The organism is Photorhabdus laumondii subsp. laumondii, assembly GCF_003343245.1.
GTDB lineage: Bacteria > Pseudomonadota > Gammaproteobacteria > Enterobacterales > Enterobacteriaceae > Photorhabdus > Photorhabdus laumondii.
Window position 1 is genome coordinate 1783909 of the sequence record NZ_CP024901.1, and the last position, 20217, is coordinate 1804125.

At 42.4% G+C, this 20217-nt stretch carries 15 protein-coding genes and 1 riboswitch; of the genes, 14 read left to right on the plus strand and 1 reads right to left on the minus strand.

Going from position 1 to position 20217, the window contains the following annotated elements; translation table 11 throughout:
* The first annotated feature begins 1425 nt into the window (after positions 1–1425).
* The 7 genes from uvrB (at position 1426) to PluTT01m_RS07820 (ending at position 11613) form a co-directional block, all read left to right on the plus strand.
* The gene (uvrB, locus tag PluTT01m_RS07790; RefSeq protein WP_011145793.1) at positions 1426–3435 is read left to right on the plus strand and encodes an excinuclease ABC subunit UvrB; all 2010 of its coding nucleotides are present in this window, start codon (positions 1426–1428) and stop codon (positions 3433–3435) included.
* 649 nt (positions 3436–4084) lie between these two features.
* Positions 4085–6199, plus strand: coding sequence for a type VI secretion system Vgr family protein (locus PluTT01m_RS07795; protein WP_041380006.1), 2115 nt, complete (start codon positions 4085–4087; stop codon positions 6197–6199).
* A gap of 2 nt (positions 6200–6201) precedes the next feature.
* Positions 6202–7560, plus strand: coding sequence for a VRR-NUC domain-containing protein (locus PluTT01m_RS07800; protein WP_011145795.1), 1359 nt, complete (start codon positions 6202–6204; stop codon positions 7558–7560).
* Positions 7561–7574: 14 nt separating this feature from the next.
* Entirely contained in the window at positions 7575–8720 is a 1146-nt protein-coding gene (locus PluTT01m_RS07805) for a DUF3396 domain-containing protein (protein ID WP_011145796.1), read from the plus strand.
* Between the two features lie 37 nt (positions 8721–8757).
* A complete protein-coding gene (locus PluTT01m_RS07810; protein WP_011145797.1) occupies positions 8758–9903 on the plus strand; it encodes a DUF3396 domain-containing protein in 1146 nt (381 codons plus the stop codon).
* A gap of 3 nt (positions 9904–9906) precedes the next feature.
* Positions 9907–10179 (plus strand): PAAR domain-containing protein, encoded by a 273-nt coding sequence (locus tag PluTT01m_RS07815; protein ID WP_011145798.1) that lies wholly within the window; start codon positions 9907–9909, stop codon positions 10177–10179.
* Between the two features lie 420 nt (positions 10180–10599).
* On the plus strand, positions 10600–11613 hold the full coding sequence (locus PluTT01m_RS07820; protein ID WP_011144854.1) for an IS630-like element ISPlu10 family transposase: 1014 nt from the start codon (positions 10600–10602) through the stop codon (positions 11611–11613).
* Between the two features lie 824 nt (positions 11614–12437).
* On the opposite strand, the gene yvcK is transcribed toward PluTT01m_RS07820, so the two are convergent.
* Positions 12438–13346 carry a uridine diphosphate-N-acetylglucosamine-binding protein YvcK gene (gene yvcK, locus PluTT01m_RS07825; RefSeq protein ID WP_011145799.1) on the minus strand — a complete coding sequence of 303 codons (909 nt, stop codon included), beginning with the start codon at positions 13344–13346 and terminating at the stop codon, positions 12438–12440.
* A gap of 277 nt (positions 13347–13623) precedes the next feature.
* Positions 13624–13768: riboswitch (molybdenum cofactor riboswitch) on the plus strand.
* Between yvcK and moaA the strand changes: the two genes are divergently transcribed.
* The 7 genes from moaA (at position 13755) to PluTT01m_RS07860 (ending at position 20169) form a co-directional block, all read left to right on the plus strand.
* Entirely contained in the window at positions 13755–14738 is a 984-nt protein-coding gene (moaA, locus tag PluTT01m_RS07830) for a GTP 3',8-cyclase MoaA (RefSeq protein WP_011145800.1), read from the plus strand. It overlaps the preceding riboswitch by 14 nt.
* Positions 14739–14777: 39 nt before the next feature.
* Positions 14778–15257, plus strand: a complete 480-nt coding sequence (moaC, locus tag PluTT01m_RS07835) for a cyclic pyranopterin monophosphate synthase MoaC (protein ID WP_011145801.1) — start codon at positions 14778–14780, stop codon at positions 15255–15257.
* The gene (gene moaD / locus PluTT01m_RS07840) at positions 15254–15499 is read left to right on the plus strand and encodes a molybdopterin synthase sulfur carrier subunit (protein WP_011145802.1); all 246 of its coding nucleotides are present in this window, start codon (positions 15254–15256) and stop codon (positions 15497–15499) included. The genes moaC and moaD overlap by 4 nt, the downstream gene beginning before the upstream one ends.
* A gap of 3 nt (positions 15500–15502) precedes the next feature.
* Positions 15503–15955: a molybdopterin synthase catalytic subunit MoaE gene (moaE, locus tag PluTT01m_RS07845; protein WP_011145803.1), complete on the plus strand. Its 453-nt coding sequence runs from the start codon at positions 15503–15505 to the stop codon at positions 15953–15955.
* 182 nt (positions 15956–16137) lie between these two features.
* Entirely contained in the window at positions 16138–16848 is a 711-nt protein-coding gene (locus tag PluTT01m_RS07850) for a Bax inhibitor-1/YccA family protein (protein ID WP_011145804.1), read from the plus strand.
* 811 nt (positions 16849–17659) lie between these two features.
* The gene (locus PluTT01m_RS07855) at positions 17660–18907 is read left to right on the plus strand and encodes an 8-amino-7-oxononanoate synthase family protein (protein ID WP_049789825.1); all 1248 of its coding nucleotides are present in this window, start codon (positions 17660–17662) and stop codon (positions 18905–18907) included.
* Between the two features lie 107 nt (positions 18908–19014).
* The gene (locus PluTT01m_RS07860) at positions 19015–20169 is read left to right on the plus strand and encodes an MFS transporter (RefSeq protein WP_011145806.1); all 1155 of its coding nucleotides are present in this window, start codon (positions 19015–19017) and stop codon (positions 20167–20169) included.
* Positions 20170–20217 lie beyond the last annotated feature (48 nt).

Below are 20217 nucleotides of genomic sequence, written 5' to 3' on the forward strand. Positions count from 1 at the left end.
TTTATTTTTGTGTTGACTTTATGGATTTTATTATAATAATGTTAAGTTGTGTTGATGTGTTTTTGGTTTATCAGATAGCATCAAACAAAATATTATTCTTATTATAAATCTCTCGGGGAAGAGCTACTTTATCCTTCGAGTTTGGAAGTGGGTTATTTTTTTAGCACTAGGGAATATTCAAGAAAATAGAGGAAGTTAAATAAACATTAGGACTGAAATTAGTAAATTAATAAAATGATAACACGGTTAAAACACCAGGAAATGGCAGTATAAAGATGCTTTGGAACAGCAATCGATTGAAATTGTGAATGATAGATACAAAGTAAGTTTTTCGATCGAAAATAGCCAGCAGAATATTGGACGTTTTACGAAGGCTATGTCGATTTGATATTTATGTATCTATCATTTTTTTTGAGCGGTCGCGATGGAGCTCATTTTGTAAAATAGAGGATATGTTGATGTGAATTCATTAATTTATCAAGGACATATATTAATGTCCTAATTAAAAATCGGGTTTTACTCACGCCAATTAAGCTAGTTTTTTTGGGTAAATATTTATCGGTATAATTTATATCGGCATTGTTTATATCGGTATTGCTTATATCGGCATAGTCAAAAATGCTATTGATGATCTTGAGCCTGCTATTGCTGAAAGTAGAGCATCCTATTTCCGCTTAGGTAAAACACGACTCCCCTCTTGAAGAACAGATTTCATACGGAAACTGTTCACTGGCTACTTCTTATTGAATAAAAATTCTAATCTAATCCATATTGTTTACTGTTGTTTGGTGCAGAAAAGACAGTTTTTTTCGCTCAGTCTACAGAAAAAATAGACAATTATCTATCTTTAATGCGGGTAATATTGAACGAATATAATTTATTGATATTTAATTTCTATGAGAAAATTCTTACTTTTTCAGCAAATTTATTCATTTTTTTGAGAGGAAGTATTGAGATAAAGGTTAAAAAAATAGTAAAAATTTTTATCGGTAGAGGATACCTATTTTGTGGCATGATGTTGCAACCTCGTACAGTTAATAGGGTTTGTAGAGTTATCCACTATTCCTGTGGATAACCTTGTGTATTAGACTTAGAAAAGTTACGCGACGCAAGAAAGTACGCGGCTTTCGTCAAGGTTGATGTTATTCTCGTCTTTGTTTTAATTGTATTAAATATCAATAAGATAACTAAAATCAAGACCTGCCTGACCTGTGATGATGTCCCATGTTGTCACCTTTCAGCCAATCATATAGAAAATAGAAAAATCAAGATAATTTTGGGGATAAAATGGGATTTATTTTGATATCAACGAATGTTTAATTGATAGGGAAGTGACCTATTTGAGTCCGTTTTTATAAAACCAACTTGAAGCTGGTTTTATATCCAGTATTATATGTGAATCAATGTTAGGAAAGTGAGATACCGATGAGTAAGGTGTTCAAATTACATTCTGACTTCCAACCGGGGGGTGATCAACCAGAGGCCATCCGTCAATTACAAGAAGGCTTAGAAGATGGGCTTGCCCACCAGACTTTGCTAGGGGTCACGGGGTCGGGTAAGACATTTACTGTCGCTAATGTGATAGCTAATTTAAACCGACCAACGATGGTACTTGCTCCGAACAAGACACTGGCGGCTCAACTTTACAGCGAAATGAAGGACTTTTTCCCAGAAAATTCCGTAGAGTACTTTGTTTCCTATTACGATTATTACCAGCCGGAAGCTTATGTGCCGAGTTCCGATACTTTTATCGAAAAAGATGCTTCCGTGAACGAACATATTGAGCAAATGCGCCTGTCCGCGACAAAAGCTTTGCTGGAGCGGCGAGATGTGATTGTCGTTGCGTCTGTATCGGCTATTTATGGTTTGGGTGATCCTGATAGTTACCTGAAAATGATGCTCCACCTGACCAACGGTATGATGATTGATCAACGCTCTATTCTGCGGCGTTTAGCTGAATTGCAATATACTCGTAATGATCAGGCATTCCAGCGAGGGACATTTAGGGTTCGTGGTGAAGTGATTGATATCTTTCCGGCTGAATCTGATGAGCATGCCCTGCGGGTTGAACTATTTGATGATGAAGTAGAACGGTTATCACTGTTTGATCCGCTAACAGGGCAGGTTCAATATCATGTTCCACGATACACCGTTTATCCGAAAACCCACTATGTTACTCCGCGTGAGCGTATTATTCAGGCAATGGAAGCGATTAAAATTGAGCTTGAGCAGCGGCGTAAGGTATTGCTGGCAAATGGTAAGCTGCTGGAAGAACAGCGTATTACGCAGCGTACTCAATTTGATTTGGAAATGATGAATGAATTGGGTTATTGCTCCGGCATTGAAAATTATTCCCGTTACCTCTCTGGCCGCACTGAAGGGGAACCGCCGCCGACACTGTTTGATTATCTCCCTGCTGATGGTTTGCTGGTAGTGGATGAATCGCACGTTACCATCCCGCAAATTGGTGGGATGTATCGAGGGGATCGTTCTCGCAAAGAGACGCTGGTGGAATATGGTTTCCGTATGCCTTCTGCACTGGATAATCGCCCACTTCGGTTTGAAGAATTTGAAGCACTGGCTCCACAGACCATTTATATTTCGGCTACGCCGGGCAAATATGAATTGGAAAAATCCAGTGGCGATGTGGTGGAACAGGTGGTGCGTCCTACTGGTTTGCTTGATCCGGAAGTGGAGGTGCGTCCTGTAGCGACACAGGTTGATGACTTACTGTCTGAAATCCGTATTCGGGCGGTGAAAAATGAACGGGTGCTGGTTACCACGTTGACTAAGCGAATGGCAGAGGACTTAACGGAGTATTTGGAAGAACACGGTGAGCGGGTTCGCTATTTGCATTCGGATATCGATACTGTCGAACGTGTGGAAATTATTCGGGATCTTCGTTTAGGTGAGTTTGATGTATTAGTGGGAATTAACTTGCTGAGGGAAGGGCTGGATATGCCAGAAGTTTCTCTGGTGGCTATTCTTGATGCGGATAAAGAAGGTTTCTTGCGGTCTGAACGTTCATTAATTCAGACGATTGGGCGTGCTGCCCGTAACCTGCATGGTAAAGCGATCCTTTATGGCGATAAGATCACTGATTCAATGGCAAAAGCTATTGGTGAAACGGAACGCCGGCGTGCTAAACAGCAGATATTTAATGAAAAACACGGTATTGTTCCAAAAGGTCTGAATAAGAAAATTAATGATATTCTGCAAATTGGGCAGCCAGCGGGTGGTAAAAGAAAGGGCAGAGGTAAAGCGGTTGCCACAGCGGAAACATTCAGCAACCTGTCTGCCAAAGAGCTGGAAAGCAAAATCCGCGAGCTGGAAGCGAAGATGTACCAGCATGCGCAGGATCTTGAATTCGAACAGGCGGCTAGTGTTCGGGATCAGGTTCAGGCATTGCGTGAGCAATTTATTGCCAATTTTTAACAATTGTCCCGTAAATCCTTGCCCAGTGCGAGGATGTCGCAAAAGGCCAGCATTGAAAATAAACCCGCAGAGATTTATTGCCTGTTATTGGGGCTGACAACCCATAACAGGCTAAATATCGAACTTCAATATATACCCGTCATCTTTCAAGTTGCCTCTTTGTTGGCTGTACTCACCCTGGTCACATAGTTCTCTATGCTCCCAGGGATTCTCTCCCTTGCCGCCGCGATGCATCTTGAAATCCATAGGGTATAACCTAAATTTTTCGATTGAAAAAGGAGCGATTAGGCGATGTATTAATTAAAGAATTCAATATGAAAAATCGGAATTAATAGCGATTAATTAGCCATTTCATGTGACATTAATCACATTCTTTTCATATTCATCTGATAAATATCGTGCTCTTGTGGTCATAATACTTAGAGAGCGAAATTCTCTGTTATTTGTCTCCACTCCATCCTACTTAGCTGGAAGCGGTCTATTGTTCTCTCTAACGCCACGTATTAAATGATGGCTATTTTACGCTGTCATTTTTTTACCACGGAACAGACCGGCGCTATTTAAAAGAGCCGCATGTAATGACTCGCTTAATAGCCTCTTGCGTTATCCCCGTTGCAGGATAATGGTTCAATTATGTAGGGTTTCAAATATGGATGGATTAGTTTTCACCTGCCGAATTGGCGTACTGCCCCAAACCACCTTTCAGGTAGCGCAATTTACTTTACAGGAAGAACTGTCGCAGCTTTATCGCCTGACGTTAAAGGTGGTGAGCTCACGTGATGACATTCCCCTGAATGAACAGCTGGGGGACAGCGCGTCACTGACCATTACCCGCAATGGCGTCACCGAACGGACCATTAATGGCATGATAACCGGCGCTGAACAGGGTAATACCGATGGCCGCAGCACTTTTTATATTTTCACTGTCCGCCCCAAAATGTGGTTGATGACGCTTAATCAGGATAGCCGTATTTTCCATCGGAAGTCTGTACCGGAAATCTTAACGATCCTGCTTAAAGAGCATTATATTTTCTTTGCCCGCGATACGCTCTATAAACGCCATGTCGAACGGGAATACACCACGCAAAAACGCGAATCCGCCTATGATTTCTGGTGCCGGCTGGCGGCGGAAGAGGGCATTATCTTCTGGTTTGAGGAAGAACAGACGTTGTTCTGTGATTGCCGCCTGGGCATGCAGGCGGACATCGATCTGACTTACAATACGCATCCTGAAACGGACGAGACCGATACCACGGCGTACCAGTGGAGTTATGGCGAATACCTGTGTTCGAATGGCACGATCCAGAAAGACCATAACTTTCTTAACCCCAAATATTCTCTTGAGCATCAGAAGCAATCCGACGATAGCGGGCACCATTCGGTGTTTGAAAGTTACGGGCGTTTCCAGTGGGACGAGGAAGGAAAACCTTTTACCCAACTGCGGCTGGAACAGTTACGAAACTACAGCAAAGTCGGCACCGCCAAAACCAATTGTATCCGGCTTCGGCCGGGCAAAATTTTTACCCTGCAATCCCATCCCATAGAGGCCATGAACGCCCGCTGGCAGGTGATCTCTGTCACGCATCATGGGTGGCAACCTGTCGCGTCAAACGACGGAGGCGAAGGGACAACACTGACCAACGAGGTCGCCTTTATTCCCGGAAACCAGGACTGGCGGCCCCCTTACCGCTACAAACCCCTGGCGGACGGTGATGAAGTTGCCACGGTGGTCGGGGTGGGAAGCGAAGAGATTTATGTGAACGAACACGGCGCGATACGGATTCATTTCCACTGGAACCGTTACGATAAAGCGGACGACAACGCGTCTTGTTGGGTACGGGTGGCACAAGGCTGGAACGGCAACGGTTTCGGTTTTATGGCGATACCGCGCGTCGGGCAGGAGGTGATCGTCAGCTATCTCAACGGCGATATCGACCGTCCGATTGTGACGGGGTGTACCTATAACGGCCTCAACCGTCCGCCTCTTGATTTACCGCGGGAGAAAACCCGTACCACTTTTAAAACCCGGACTCTTGGAGGGCAGGGATTTAATGAACTGCGCTTTGAGGATAACAAAGGAAGAGAGGAAGTGTTTATTCATGCTCAGCGGGATATGAATAGCCAGATTCTCCGGGATAAAACCACGCAGATAGGCCATGACCAGCAAACAGAAGTGGCGCATAACCGCACGGCGATAATTAAAAACGATGATGATGAAGCCGTACAGGGCGGCCAGACGCTTGAAGTCGGTCAGAATCAAACGGTGACTATTAAAGGTCAGCAAGCCATTTCCATTGGTAAAAGCCATCAATTAAACGTCGCCGATAACCAGCAAATTACCGTGGGTAAACATATCACGGTGCACTCTGAAAGCGGGCAAATCATCATTGGGAACGCAGGCGGGCAGATAGTTATTGACCCGATGGGCAATATCCGTATCGAAGGGGTCAGCATCACCATGACTGACCATATTACCGGCAAGAAATCCGCCGGTGCGCTGTTTGACTACTCCGCCCGCTATACCCTGCTCAGTGAACAGAGCGGTAAGCCGCTGGCGCATACCCGCTATACCATTACCACTGCTGGCGGTCAGACCCTTTCCGGTAAAACCGATGCGCAGGGCAGAACGGTGACTGTACAGAGTGAGGCGGAAGAAAATCTGCAACTGAGTTCACCGGAAGCCTCACCGAAACCGAAGAAAACCTTATGCGAAGTCGGTGATAACACGCCGGTAGAGTATGTGATGGAATTTATGGAGGAATAAGTATGACGATATCCAACAGCGGCAAGATGTGCCCGGCCGTGACCTCAATTAACTGTACGATGGAAATAGGGGTCTTTCCTGCCGATGAAGATCCCTGTTATCTGGCGAGAAAAGCCGAATACGCTCTGCGCCTGCCGGCAATGATTATCACCAAACTGGGCGCTATTCGCTTTCTTAATCAAGTCATTATGAGTGGGTTGATTAAGGTTGAGGAGCTTAAGCATGACTTCCTGTGGCCCTATAAAGCAGAAGTGGTGTTTGCTATCCGAGGGCCTAAAGATGTACCTCTGCCCATGCTGGCGACCAGTCTGGCCTCTAAACAGCGTTATAGTGATAACTTACCGCAATCCAGTAACCCATTTGCCCGGCCTTCTGCCGACGATGTAGAAAAATTTGGTGTTAAACGTATCCGTCGGCCCGATATTATTTTGGTTAAAGACGAAGTTCTCCGTTGGCCAGGTAGAAATGCTACTTACTTTGATGGCTCCGTACACCCCGATAACCTAAAAATGTTGATTGAGGTGAAATTTCCGGGGGATAAGCTTAGTGAGGATCAAGAAAAAGATTATATCCGGATTGCGACCCGCTCTCGCTTCGGGGTGATGCGTGTCGACGATAACCGCACAGAAGAGCAAAAGCAGTATGATGAAGCATGGCGAAAACTTTATCAGCCCAGTTCCCAACACTATAAAAATCCGATCCCACTGGCCCCGCTGCTGCCCGGTTCGCCTCCTGATGATGAAGCTTTACCCGCTCCTCCCGCAGAGGGTATGCCGGGGACTATTCCGCAGCCGTTGACAAAAAAACTCCCGCTGGTCAGTACTTCTCCCTGGTCTTTTTTACCCAGCTATGAAGACTGGGTTATCCTCGGGCAGGAGGTGGCTGGCCTAACAGAACAAGGGTTGGATTATATCCGCGACAGTACCCGCGAACTCCTTGCTCAATTTGGAGCATGGTTAAATCAAGCTGGGAAGTGGGTGTGTGAAGAGATTATTGACCCGATAAGCCATCAGGCCAGCTATGCGTTTTCCTGGGTCAGTGCACAAACGGGAAAAATCGTGACCTGGACGGAGAGTGAGATAAAAGCCCGGTGGCAGACTGTGCAACAGGGTTCGGACATCACCCTGGAAGAGCTAAAAAACATTAGCTGGATGCAGATATTAAAAGAGGTGGGTGAAGGAATGCTGGAAATGGTAGTGATTATTGCCGGTGTTGCCATTGTTATCCTTGTCACCCTTGCCGTCGCTGCCGCGCTGATTGCACTGGTGGAAATTTTAGCCGCTGCTGCTGCGGTAAGCGCCGCTGCATTGGCCACCGTCTTGGCAATATTGGCGAGTGTGACATTTGCCACCGCTTCATAATTAACGGAGAAAATATGGAAACTGTAGATTACTTTGCCCAACTGAGATCACAACTGACCTCTTTTCTTTTTCTCAATGGCGATGGACTGACTGTTTCCCGCCTGGGTCTCTCGATAACCCTGTTTTTTAAACAGGGTTATACCCAGGAGAAAAAACAGCGCATTCTGGCCTGTTATCACCGCTTTCGCGAAGAGTTTGGTACTCATCTGCGTTTTCACAGTCATTCACTGAAAGGGTTAAGCAAATATTCACCGGAAAATATTATTAAGGTAGAGGAAGGCATTCTCGCCAGGAAAAAAAATCAGCCTTGTGGTTGGGTCGTCAGTGATGCTAAAAACGAAGATGAAGCGCCTCGTTATCTGATGCGTTATCTGGATTCTGATGAGGATGATGGTGACGATAGTAGCGCCTACCTGAGTCTAGTGCTGCCCTGGGATTACCTGAAAGAACAAGAAGGCATGGCTCGTTTTATGGCCTGGCTGGATTTTCTGTGTGAACAGCTTGAACCTGACTGGGGAGATTGTGGTTACTGTCTGGTCTTACCCAAAGACTACTATGATTATTTTCCCCTGGAGTACCAACTGGCCCTGCGCTACCCTTCCCTGCAAGTCAATTCCACTGTTCACACCACACTGGACGATTATGCCCATTCCATACGAAGCATGAATTGGATCACCCTGCTGTCCAAACGATTTGTAAACCGACTGGGTGGAGAATATTGGATACGCTGCACGCTGGCACGCTACCCGGATGTGGTGATCAGTTCTTACTCCAATGGTCTGATAATCCGCGCAGGCAAATACCCTGACTTAACGCCACTACCGGGTAGTGTCCCGGAGAGTTATTTTGCCATTAACCAGTTGATACGCCCGATACGTTTTGTTCCGGGAGAAGGTGATTCACTGCATTTTTATGGAGAAGGTCATTTTGATGATATTTCCACACTGGCTTGGTATGCCCGTTATGACCGGGGACCGCTGCATGTAACCCCTTTGAGAGGTGATCATCCGGCACTGGTCAGCGGGATCTGGCAAACCGAGAGCCTGCCGGGCAAGCAGTACTTCTTTGCTCAGGGGGCGATGGCTTTTGATGTTGAAGGTGCAGAGACAGGTACAACTATCTGGCATCTGATACGGGAAGCGGCAAATATGTGGGAATAACAGATTATCCACCGACTCATCACTTACGGAGAAAATGATGGAAACTGTAGATGACTTTGCCCAGTTGAAATCACAACTGGCCGCGTTTACCTTCCTCAATGGCGATGGGCTGACCGTTTCTCGTCTTGGGATTTCTATCACCTTGTTTTTTAAACAAGGCTATACTCAGGAGAAAAAACAGCGCATTCTGGCCTGCTACCGCCGCTTTCGCGAAGAATTTGGTACTCATCTGCGTTTTCACAGTCATGAGCTGGAAGGACTAAAAAAATATTCCCCGGAAAATATTGCCAAAGTGGAAGAGGCCATTCTTAATCAGAAAAAGAATCAGCCCTCTAGTTGGGTAGTCAGTGATGCTAAAAATATCTATGAAGCCCCTCGTTATCTGATGCGTTATCTGGATTCTGATGAGGATGATGGTGACGATGATAGCTCTTACCTAAGCCTGACACTGCCTTGGGATTATCTAAAAGAACAAGACGGCATGGCTCGTTTTATGGCCTGGCTGGATTTTCTGTGTGAACAACTCGAACCGGACAGTGGTGACTGTGGCTACAGCTTGGCCCTACCCAGAGATTACCATGACTACTTTCCTTTAGAGTACCAGCTAGCGCAACGTTACCCCTCCCTGCAAGTCAATTCTACGGTTCATACTGCGGTATTACAGTATGAACACTCCATCCGTGGCATTAATTGGATCACCCTGCTGTCCAAACGCTTTGTAAACCGACTGGGTGGAGAATTCTGGATACGTCAGGTGCTGCGCCCCTACCGGGATGTGGTGATTACTTCTTACCGTGATGGCCTGATTATCCAGGCCGGTCAATACCCGGACTTAACGCCACTCCCGGGCAGTGTCCCGGAGAGTTATTTTGCCATTAACCAACTGATACGTCCGATACGGGTGATACCTCGTGAAGGCCATTCATTGCACTTCTATGGTGAAGGGCATTTTAATTCAACTTCTACCCTGGCCTGGTATGCCCGTTATGACCGGGGACCGCTGCATGTAACCCCGTTGAGAGGTGATCATCCGGCACTGGTCAGCGGGATCTGGCAAACCGAGAGCCTGCCGGGCAAGCAGTACTTCTTTGCTCAGGGGGCGATGGCTTTTGATGTTGAAGGTGCAGAACCGGGCACAACTGCATGGCATTTAATACGAGAAACGGAAAATACAACGGAGTAAATAATGCGCAGTGTAGTGGAAAGTAAAAAAGTTATCCTTAAAGGTGATACCACAACAACCGGAGGTGAGGTTTTAAAGGGTTCCGATTTGGTAAATCAACAACTATCGGTTGCCTGTAAAGGTGACCCGGTGTTTTGTCCCGCCTGTAAACAAACTGGCGCTGTTGCGGAAGGTTCTAACTTGTTTAATATACAAGGAATACCTGTCGCGCTGGAGGGGCATCTTGTTAATTGTGGTTGCCCGACCGGCGCTTGTCGATTAAAGGTACGGTCATAACTATCAAATGCTAAAGCCTTTAATTGAAATACCCATAAAACCGGAGCAGGTTTTAAACTGTGATTAAAAGTTATTTTTTTAACCTATGATTTTAATCGGTATCTGGTTTTAATCTTTTTTTATCTTTTGGATATTCGATTTTTGCTAAATTTAAACATTATGATATATCGTGGTTTAACGTTTAAACGAACGTTAATCATATCCGATTTATTTTTACTGGCACTGTTTTACCGACATTGTTTTACTGACAATTCTGTGGGTTTTTATAGAACATCACCCTTTGTTTTTTCTTTATTAAATCACTAATAAATAGTTTTCTAAATAACTTTTCAAAATAGTAGAACACTTGGAGGGAACTCAGTCCAATTTTTGCAATCTGATCAATTGTAGATAATCCCAAACCACTAAACGGACTGAGTTATGCCTATCATAGCACCTATACCCCGCAATGAACGACGCCAGATGAAAAAAATTATCCAGAACACCCGAGATAAAGATTATGCTCGCAGGCTCATGGCCATATTGATGCTGCATCGAGGCGAGTCTGTCTCTCTGGTCGCCAAAACCCTTTGCGCCAGTCGTTCTTCTGTCTATCGCTGGATAAACTGGTTGACTTTATATGGTCTGGAAGGACTCAAAAGCCTGCCTGTGGGCAGACCCGCTGTCTGGAATTTAATCCCGCTTTATCCTTTACTGTCTTTTTTATTGCAATATTCTCCCCAGCAATTGGGCTGCCTGCGTTCTCGCTGGAGTCTTGAGTTTTTTATAATTAAAATCAATGAATTATTAAACATAAAATTATCCATCAGTACCTTCTATCGTTACTTACATAAAATGGGTATCGTGTGGCGAAGGGCAGCCCCGACGCTTAAATTACCCGATCCCGAGTACCATGAAAAAATGGCGAAAATTACCGAGGCATTGTCAACGTGTTCAGAAAAACATCCCGTTTTTTATGAAGATGAAGTCGACATCGAGCTGAATCCAAAAATCGGGGCTGACTGGTATTTAAAAGGGCAACAGAAACGTATAGTGACACCAGGAAAAAACCAAAAACATTATTTTGCAGGTTGCCTGAATGTTCAAACGGGAAAAGTGACTTATGCTGACGGGTTAAATAAGAATTCTCAGTTATTTATCAATGTATTGGAAGAACTTGAACGCCAGTATTGTCATGCTGAAACCCTCACTTTGATTTTGGATAATTACAGTATCCATAAAAGCCGACGGGTCAGAGATTGGCTGGCTTGTCATCCTAAATTTAATCTGTTGTTTTTACCTGTTTATTCACCCTGGCTGAATAAAATTGAGCGTCTGTGGCAATCCTTACATGAAACGGTGACACGAAATCATGGCTGTCAGTATATGTGGCAATTGCTTGAGAAAGTGAAAACGTTTTTAAATTCATGTCCCTACAGGAATAGCAGAGAATAAAAAGAGTGAGTGTATTATAATTATGAAAAGTTATTTAGTATAGAGATACCATTAATGTTTTTTTAGGATAAATCCTTTTTAGTGCTTAAATTCAGCTAAATTAATCGTTTTATCTCTTCTTTAATCGCATTTTTATTGATTGCTTCGTAAAATGATAGTGAGAAAATACTTAAATGTCAGTTTATTCTATTGATGTTATTTCACGTTATTATTGCTTTTCAACTCTCGGTTAATGATTAGTAAATTTCGATTAAATGTCATTAATCACGCTACTGAAAAATTTGATTCATTGTGTTAAATCAGTCTGTTGAATGAAGTATTTAACCTCTCCCTGTTTGTGTTTTTAAATAGTCATGGTTGGTTAAGTAAATATAAAATAAGTGAAGGGCAGTATTACTGATTTACCGATATACCCGTCATCTTTCAAGTTACGTTTTCTCTTCCAATGTCAGCATGACATCGGACTTTTTACCCGCTTTTAAAACCACGCTGATAGATAAAAAAGGCTTTTTTTAACAATTGCCTCGTAAATCCTGGCCTAATGCGAGGGTGTCGCAAAAGGCCAGCATTGAAAATAAACCCGCAGAGATTTATTGCCTGTTATTGGAACTCCAGTCTCTGGATGCTACGTAAGGCAGAAAATGCCGCTCTTTCTCCGCATGATAAATAAACCGCAATTTTGGGTAGATTTTTCTGACATCCGGTGTGAATGGAAAGCATCAGTTGTCGTAAATGTCGTCATGAAGGAACCGCGTTTGGAATGGGAGCCTCAATCTTAGCTGATAAAGGAGAGCTTTTGCGGTACCTTCTTTACGGAGGGAACGTCACCCAAGGTTTTGCAGGGTATTCTCTAACGCCTGATGCAATAATTCACGGTCGTGGCGATAGGGAACATCCTGTGCTTCGAGTATTTGCTGAGTAATAATCCGGTCGTTAAGCTCGCTGATATTTGTGCACGGGCCAACAATTACCGCATCAATTATCCGGCTGCCAATTTTGTTTTCCATTATTTCCAGCTTATCTTTCAGTGTCAGTTCAGCGGCCGCGGCACTGAGTTCTTTGCCAAGGTTACCGATATAAATCATATTGGCGTTGCTACGGCGCAGTGCTTGGGTGAGATCTTCAAGCAGAAGCAATGGCATCAGACTGGTGAAGAAGCTGCCAGGGCCGATAATAATCAGATCTGCTTGAGTGATAGCATCCAATGCCTCTTTTGTTGCGGCCGCAGGTGGATAAAGCATCAACTCCTGAGGAATACAATTCAATTGATCAACATTAACTTCGCCATAAATGGTGTTGCCTTGATCATCTATCGCCATCAGGTCAACGGGCTGCTCAGACATTGGAATAAGATGAGCATTAACTTTCAACAAACTGCGGATTAAATTAATTGCCTCAAGGGGTCTGACACTTAGATGATCTAACGCTTTAAGCATCAGATTCCCCAGATTATGCCCTGCCAGTTCGCCATTGCCACTGAAACGGTATTCGAACATTGCCGACGCGACACTGGGTTCGGTAATAAGCTGATTTAAACAATTGCGGGTATCACCCCAGGCAATACCACCTTCTGAACGCCGGATCCTGCCGGTTGAGCCGCCATTATCTGTCGTGGTGACAATGCCTGTTAGGCGAGAGCCTAGTGATGAAAGAGAGGACATAACGCGTCCAAGGCCATGACCTCCGCCTAAGGCAACTACCCGATCTAAATCGGCTAATGTGCGGTTTCGCATAGAATTCCTATTACTGACTGAGCATATATTCGCTGAATAATTTTAGCGTAATTTATTATAAAACACGATTAACCGAACAAACGTTATGATTGGGTACAATGTTTTAACTGATCACAAATAGAAATTGTCCTTGGATTTGCTCCCTTGCTGTCGCGATGCATCTTGAAATCCATAAGGTATATATTCAATTATATAACGAAAGTAGGTATTCGCATTTTTCTTTGTTAAGCGCTAAAATCCATATCACAGAAGGTCGTTTTACATTAAATCATATACCCTATGGAATTAACTCCTAGCCTCTGCATCTAAGTCACTTTTTACACAGCGATATGATGTTTTGGCCGTGACCACTGAGTCACCAGGATGTGAGGCAGAAATGCCCACGTCTCCCATGTTTGGAAAGGTGTTATGGTGAAACAACTCACAGATGCTTTTGCCCGCAAATTTTACTATTTGCGGCTATCAATCACCGATGTATGTAATTTTCGGTGCACTTATTGTTTGCCGGATGGTTATAAACCCCGTGGACATCACTCCTTTTTGACATTACCCGAAATCCGTCTTGTTGGCCGGGCATTTGCCGATCTGGGTACCGAGAAAATCCGTTTGACGGGGGGTGAACCGACCATGCGCCGCGATTTCACCGATATTATTTCCGTCATACGTGAAAATAAGTTGATTAAAACCCTCGCGGTAACCACTAACGGTTATCGAATGGAGCGAGATATTGCTAAGTGGAAAGAGGCGGGTTTAACCGCAGTGAATGTCAGTATGGATTCGCTTGATCCCCGCCAATTTCATGCGATTACCGGGCAGGACAAATTTTTTCAGGTGATGCGTGGTATTGATGCAGCATTTGCGGTGGGTTTTAGTAAAGTGAAAGTCAACGTGGTGCTGATGAAAAATGTTAACGATATCAGCCTGTCGGCTTTCCTGCATTGGATAAAAGATCGTCCGATTCAACTAAGATTTATCGAATTGATGGAAACGGGTGACGGTGGTGAAATGTTTCGCCAATACCACATTTCGGGGGAAATTATCCGGGAACGCCTGCTGCTCGATGGCTGGCATTTGCTTCAACGTTCACGCAGTGATGGCCCTGCACAGGTTTTTAGCCATCCTGATTATCAGGGAGAAGTGGGTTTAATTATGCCTTATGAGAAAAATTTTTGTCAGAGTTGTAATCGATTACGTGTTTCTTCAATAGGTCATCTTCATTTATGCCTGTTTGGTGAACAGGGGATACCACTGCGTGACTTATTGGCGAGTGAAAAACAACTCGATGATCTGAAATTGCGTATTCAGGATGGATTGCGGCATAAACGGGAAACCCATTTTCTTCATCAAGGTGACAGCGGTATCACGCCAAATCTTTCCGTCATCGGCGGTTAATTTACCGTCTGGATATTGTTGTTTTTTCAGGAGCTGAGAATGTCTCAATTAACCCACATCAATTCTACCGGTGAAGCGCATATGGTTGATGTTTCTGCTAAAGCTGAAACATCACGCGAGGCACGGGCAGAAGCGTTTGTTGGAATGAAGCCGGAAACACTGGCGATGATTATTGAAGGTCGCCATCACAAAGGTGATGTATTTGCCACCGCGAGGATTGCGGGTATCCAAGCAGCCAAGCGCACATGGGAATTAATTCCGCTGTGTCATCCATTACTGCTCACTAAAGTAGAAGTCCAGTTGGAAGCTCAGACAAAATATAACCGGGTCAGAATTGAATCCTGTTGTCGTCTGACTGGGAAAACCGGTGTTGAAATGGAGGCCCTGACAGCGGCGTCAGTCGCGGCTTTGACAATTTACGATATGTGTAAAGCGGTACAGAAAGATATGGTCATTGGGCCAGTGCGTTTACTGGAGAAAATCGGTGGTAAATTAGGCCATTTTAAGGTGGAGCAATGATTAAAGTCCTGTTTTTTGCTCAGGTACGTGAGCTGGTAGGTACTGATTCACTGGATCTCGATAATCGTTACACAACCGTTGACAGTTTGAGAATGGCGTTAATATCAAAGGGAGAACGTTGGGCTTTGGCATTGGAAAATGGAAAATTGTTGTCAGCGGTAAACCAATCTCTGGTTCATGGCGGGCACCGATTACAGGATGGCGATGAAGTGGCCTTTTTCCCGCCGGTGACTGGGGGATAATAAATGGAAAACACCCGCATTTTCGTTGGGCCGAAGAATTTCAAGCTAGGGGATGAATATCAATGGCTTGCTCAATGTGATGAAGATGGTGCTATTGTCACTTTCACCGGCAAAGTCCGCAATCATAATTTGGGAGATAATGTCGGGGCGCTGAGATTGGAACACTATCCGGGAATGACGGAAAAAACATTACGGCGTATTGTCACCGAAGCACGCAGTCGCTGGCCGTTGCAGCGAATCAGTGTTGTCCATCGGGTTGGTACATTGTATCCGGGTGATGAGATCGTGTTTGTGGGTGTGACCGGTGCTCATCGTCATATGGCTTTTGAAGCGGCTGAATTTATTATGGATTTTTTGAAAACGCAGGCACCTTTCTGGAAAAAGGAGTTCTTGCCTGATGGTGAACGTTGGGTTGAATCCCGAGAGAGCGATCAGGAAGCCGTGAAACGCTGGTAATGAAAGTATTGGTTAAATTCTGCGAAACGCTTCGAAAAAGGATTGAATAAAAGGATTACTATATGAGTAATTATTGAATAGTGAATTGTTTTGTTTATATTCTATGATAATGTATAAAACTTGAGTGGGTTGTTGGTACTGAACAACCTAGGTCTTTAATATCGTTATAAAAGGTAAGCTTCATGGATCGATATCCACGCTCTAATGGTTCGATAATCCAGCAAGCTGGAACCGGCCTACAAACTTATATGGCCCAGGTTTATGGTTGGATGACTTGTGGTCTGTTGTTAACCGCGTTTGTGGCTTGGTATGTGTCACAAAATCAGAATGTTGTTTTATATATTTTCTCAAATTCAATACTATTTTATGGGTTGATTATTGCTCAGTTTGGGTTGGTTTTCGTCCTCTCTGGCATGATTAACCGCATAGGAGCTTCGTTAGCCACAGGGTTGTTTATGCTCTATTCAGCTCTGACCGGCCTGACGCTTTCCAGTATTTTCGTTATCTATACTATTGGCTCCGTTGCGAGCACTTTTGTCGTGACGGCCGGGATGTTTGGTGCGCTGAGTTTTTATGGCTATACCACCAAACGTAGCCTGAGTGGCCTTGGTAGCTTCTTATTTATGGGGCTGATCGGCATCATTTTGGCTTCTCTGATTAACTTATGGTTAAAGAGTGAAGCGTTGACGTGGGCGGTAACCTACATTGGTGTCGTTATTTTTGCGGGCTTAACCGCTTACGACACTCAGAAGCTGAAAGAGATGGGTGAAGATTTGGATGTGAATGACAAAGAGAATTTGCGTAAATTTTCTATTGTTGGTGCATTGACGCTGTATTTAGACTTCATCAATATGTTCTTGATGTTATTGCGTATTTTTGGCGATCGCCGTTAATTGATATTTTCAGTGTAGCTAAAGTAACTTTAGCTACACTGAGTTTTAGGCTTATTTTCTAATAACAAAGAATTATATTGCTTTATTGATCTAAAAATTCACAATTATACCCTATGGATTTCAAGATGGATCGCGGCGGCAAGGGAGCGAATCCCCAGGAGCATAGATAACGATGTGACCGGGGTGAGAGAGTGCAGCCAACAAAGAAGCAACTTGAAAGATGACGGGTATATATTTTTATGAATTGTGCTGGCGCTTATATTAAAAAAGTATTTATGGAATTAATAATATCTGAATAACAGGTATGGTTATTTTGCATACCGAGTGATTCTTTTAAATTGGTTTAACAGTTGATGGTGAGAAATATCTATGAAGCATGTCTTGAATGCGGATTAACTCCACGTAATTCATATTTAACCTCAGCTTTGTTTAAAAATATCGATATCACAATCCCGTAAATTCAAGCTCGGTTTTTTTAGGTTGGAATGTATAAGCAATTTTAGACATGCCTGAGGATCTCCACTATTTTGTTTTCTTTAGCAAAAGCTTTGATCGTGTCTCAGGCGCTTAATTCCCTTCTTAAGCAAATCTCAGGTTATTTACTGAGACATTATTACTTCAAATATAATAATGTTTTGTTATTATTAAATAAGTAGTGTAATTATAATGGTTAATATGGATTTTATATAAATTATTTATGATTAATTGATTTTTGATTCATGGTAATATAAATTGCTACAAAGGGAAGGTTTATTATATAGGAGCCATGATTCACGATATTCTTACAAGAGAATTCAATGGGGTTTATTATATGAACAATAATAAATTTATAAATTACAAGAAAATTATTAACATCTCAGAAAGTGATTGGGAAAATGCAGAAAATAATAAGATATCAGGTTTAGATGTAAAGGTATCTGGTATAAATTATATGACAGACCAATATGGCCGAGAGTTTCATCATTTCTGTACTACATCATATCTTGGTCTGGATTATCATAAAGATATATTAAATGGTGCTATAGACGCGATAAAAGAAACTGGGTCACTTCGTATACCTAACTCGAAGAATAGGTGTAAACTTTCCATCTTAGAAGATTATGAACGGGAATTGTCAGCGTTATTTAATGCCGAATGTTTAAGTACATTATCATGTAGTTCTGCAAGTTCAGGTATATTGCCTTTGCTTGCATCGGGTGTTTTCACTGGAAACGTAAACCCTGTGATGGTATTTGACAAATATTCTCATTATTCTATGAATCATTTAAAACCATCATGTGCTGATGAAACAGAGGTGATAACAGCCCCACATAACGATATGGGTTATCTTGAAGATATATGTAAAATACATAAGAAAGTGGTTTATGTAGCAGATGGTGTATATAGTATGGGAGGTGTTGCTGACATAAATTCAATAATGTATTTAAAAGAGCGATATGGGTTATTCACCTACTTGGATGATTCACATGCTTTATCTGCTATAGGAGATAAAGGCTGTGGATATGTAAGGTCACATATTAAGGAGCTGGATGAGGACTCCATTATCGTTGCTTCTTTGGCTAAATCATTTGCAGCCAGTGGTGGTTTAGTCATGTTGGGTAGTCGTAATCAAAAGAAACTCATTCATCGCTATGGTGGCCCGAGTAATTGGTCTCAGAGCTTAAATTCAGCGGCAATAGGAGCTGGAAGAGCTTCAATTAGGATACATTACAAGCCTGAGCTTAAAGAGCTTCAGGAAAAATTGAAAAAAAATATACAATTATTTGACAGTTTAATAACTACAGATCAATTTGGCAGTTCGACTGCAATACGATTAATTCAATGTGGTGATGCTTCGTTGGCAAATAAAACGGCTGCATTTCTAGCTGAAAATGGCTTTTTTACATCGTCAGTTTTTTTCCCTGTCGTTCCTCAAGGGCGGGCTGCAATTAGAGTGACTCTCAGAGCTGATATGGATAGTGATTTAATTAAACGATTTTGTTATTTAATTACTGATTTCTTAAGAGAGTCCTTATATCAAGAGAGTGCCACTTTAAACTCCCTAATAAGTGTAGCGTAAAGAAGACAATTTTATTGTGGGGAGGGGATAAAAATCTCATACCCCATATTAAATCTTCTTATTAAAATTATTTTCCAAGTGTACAAGACAATTATCGGTTAATAAAAATGAAAAAAAATTTATTATTAATACCATGTATATCCATTTTTATAGCCCAACTTGGTATGACCATGTATCTCCCTGCTGTACCTGAAATCGCGTCAGATTTACACTTAAATATAAACCATACTTCATGGATGCTTTCATCATACTTAATTGGAATGGCTTCATTAATGCTGGTGTGGGGCGGAATATGTGATATTTGGGGGGGAAAGAAATCAATGTTTTTTGCTCTTATTATATTATTTGCATGTAGTGTTGGTGTGACGCTATCAACTAATATTTATTCTTTGATTTTAATTAGGTTCTTTCAGGGTGTTGGCGCTGGTGGAGTTTCTGTTATTGCCCGATCAATTTTGCGTGATAATTTTAGAGGAGATGAGTTGGCAAAAGCATTATCTTACTTATCTATAGCATTTGTCATTTCTTTGGGCATTGGGCAATCGATAGGTTCTGTTATACTGACTATTCTGGGATGGAAATCTATATTTTATGTTTTGGCTTTTGGAGCATTAATCTCAATGCTGTTGTTATCAGCAAAAAAATATAATCATAGTAAAAATGAAAAAAATTCAGTATATAAATATATCAATTTGTTAAAAAATAAATATTATATATATGCGGTTTTCATTGGTGGAATTGGCTATGGTGCAATTATATCATTCAATATTATGGCTCCATTGATTTTTAAGTTTAATTTTGGTTGGTCGGAAAGCCAATATGGTATTATAGGCATTCCAATCAGTATGTCTTATTTACTTGGAGCGATAATTTTAAATCGATACATAGTATATTGCGGTAGAGCTAATCTCATGAAAATAGGAATAATTTTAATTCTTATTGGTGGTGTGGTTATGTTTGTTGGGAGTATTGTGGGGGGCATTCTGGAGATAATACTATATAGTGCTTATTTCTTAGTTGTTCTTGGACAAGCGATAAACTACCCGATCAGTTTATCTATTGCCTCAGATAAAACACCTGTAACAGGTTCTTCTGTGATGGCATTAATTGGTTTTATTCATCAAATCATAGCCGCGTTTGTTGGTGGTATAACCGGTCTTTTTTCATATAAAGAATCTTATATTCTGCCTTTAACGATAATAGTGTTATCATCATTTTTACTATTTCTGTTTTATAAAGTTAATAAAAAATCTGAGAAATGATCATTGTCATGTATACCCTATGGATTTCAAGATGGATCGCGGCGGCAA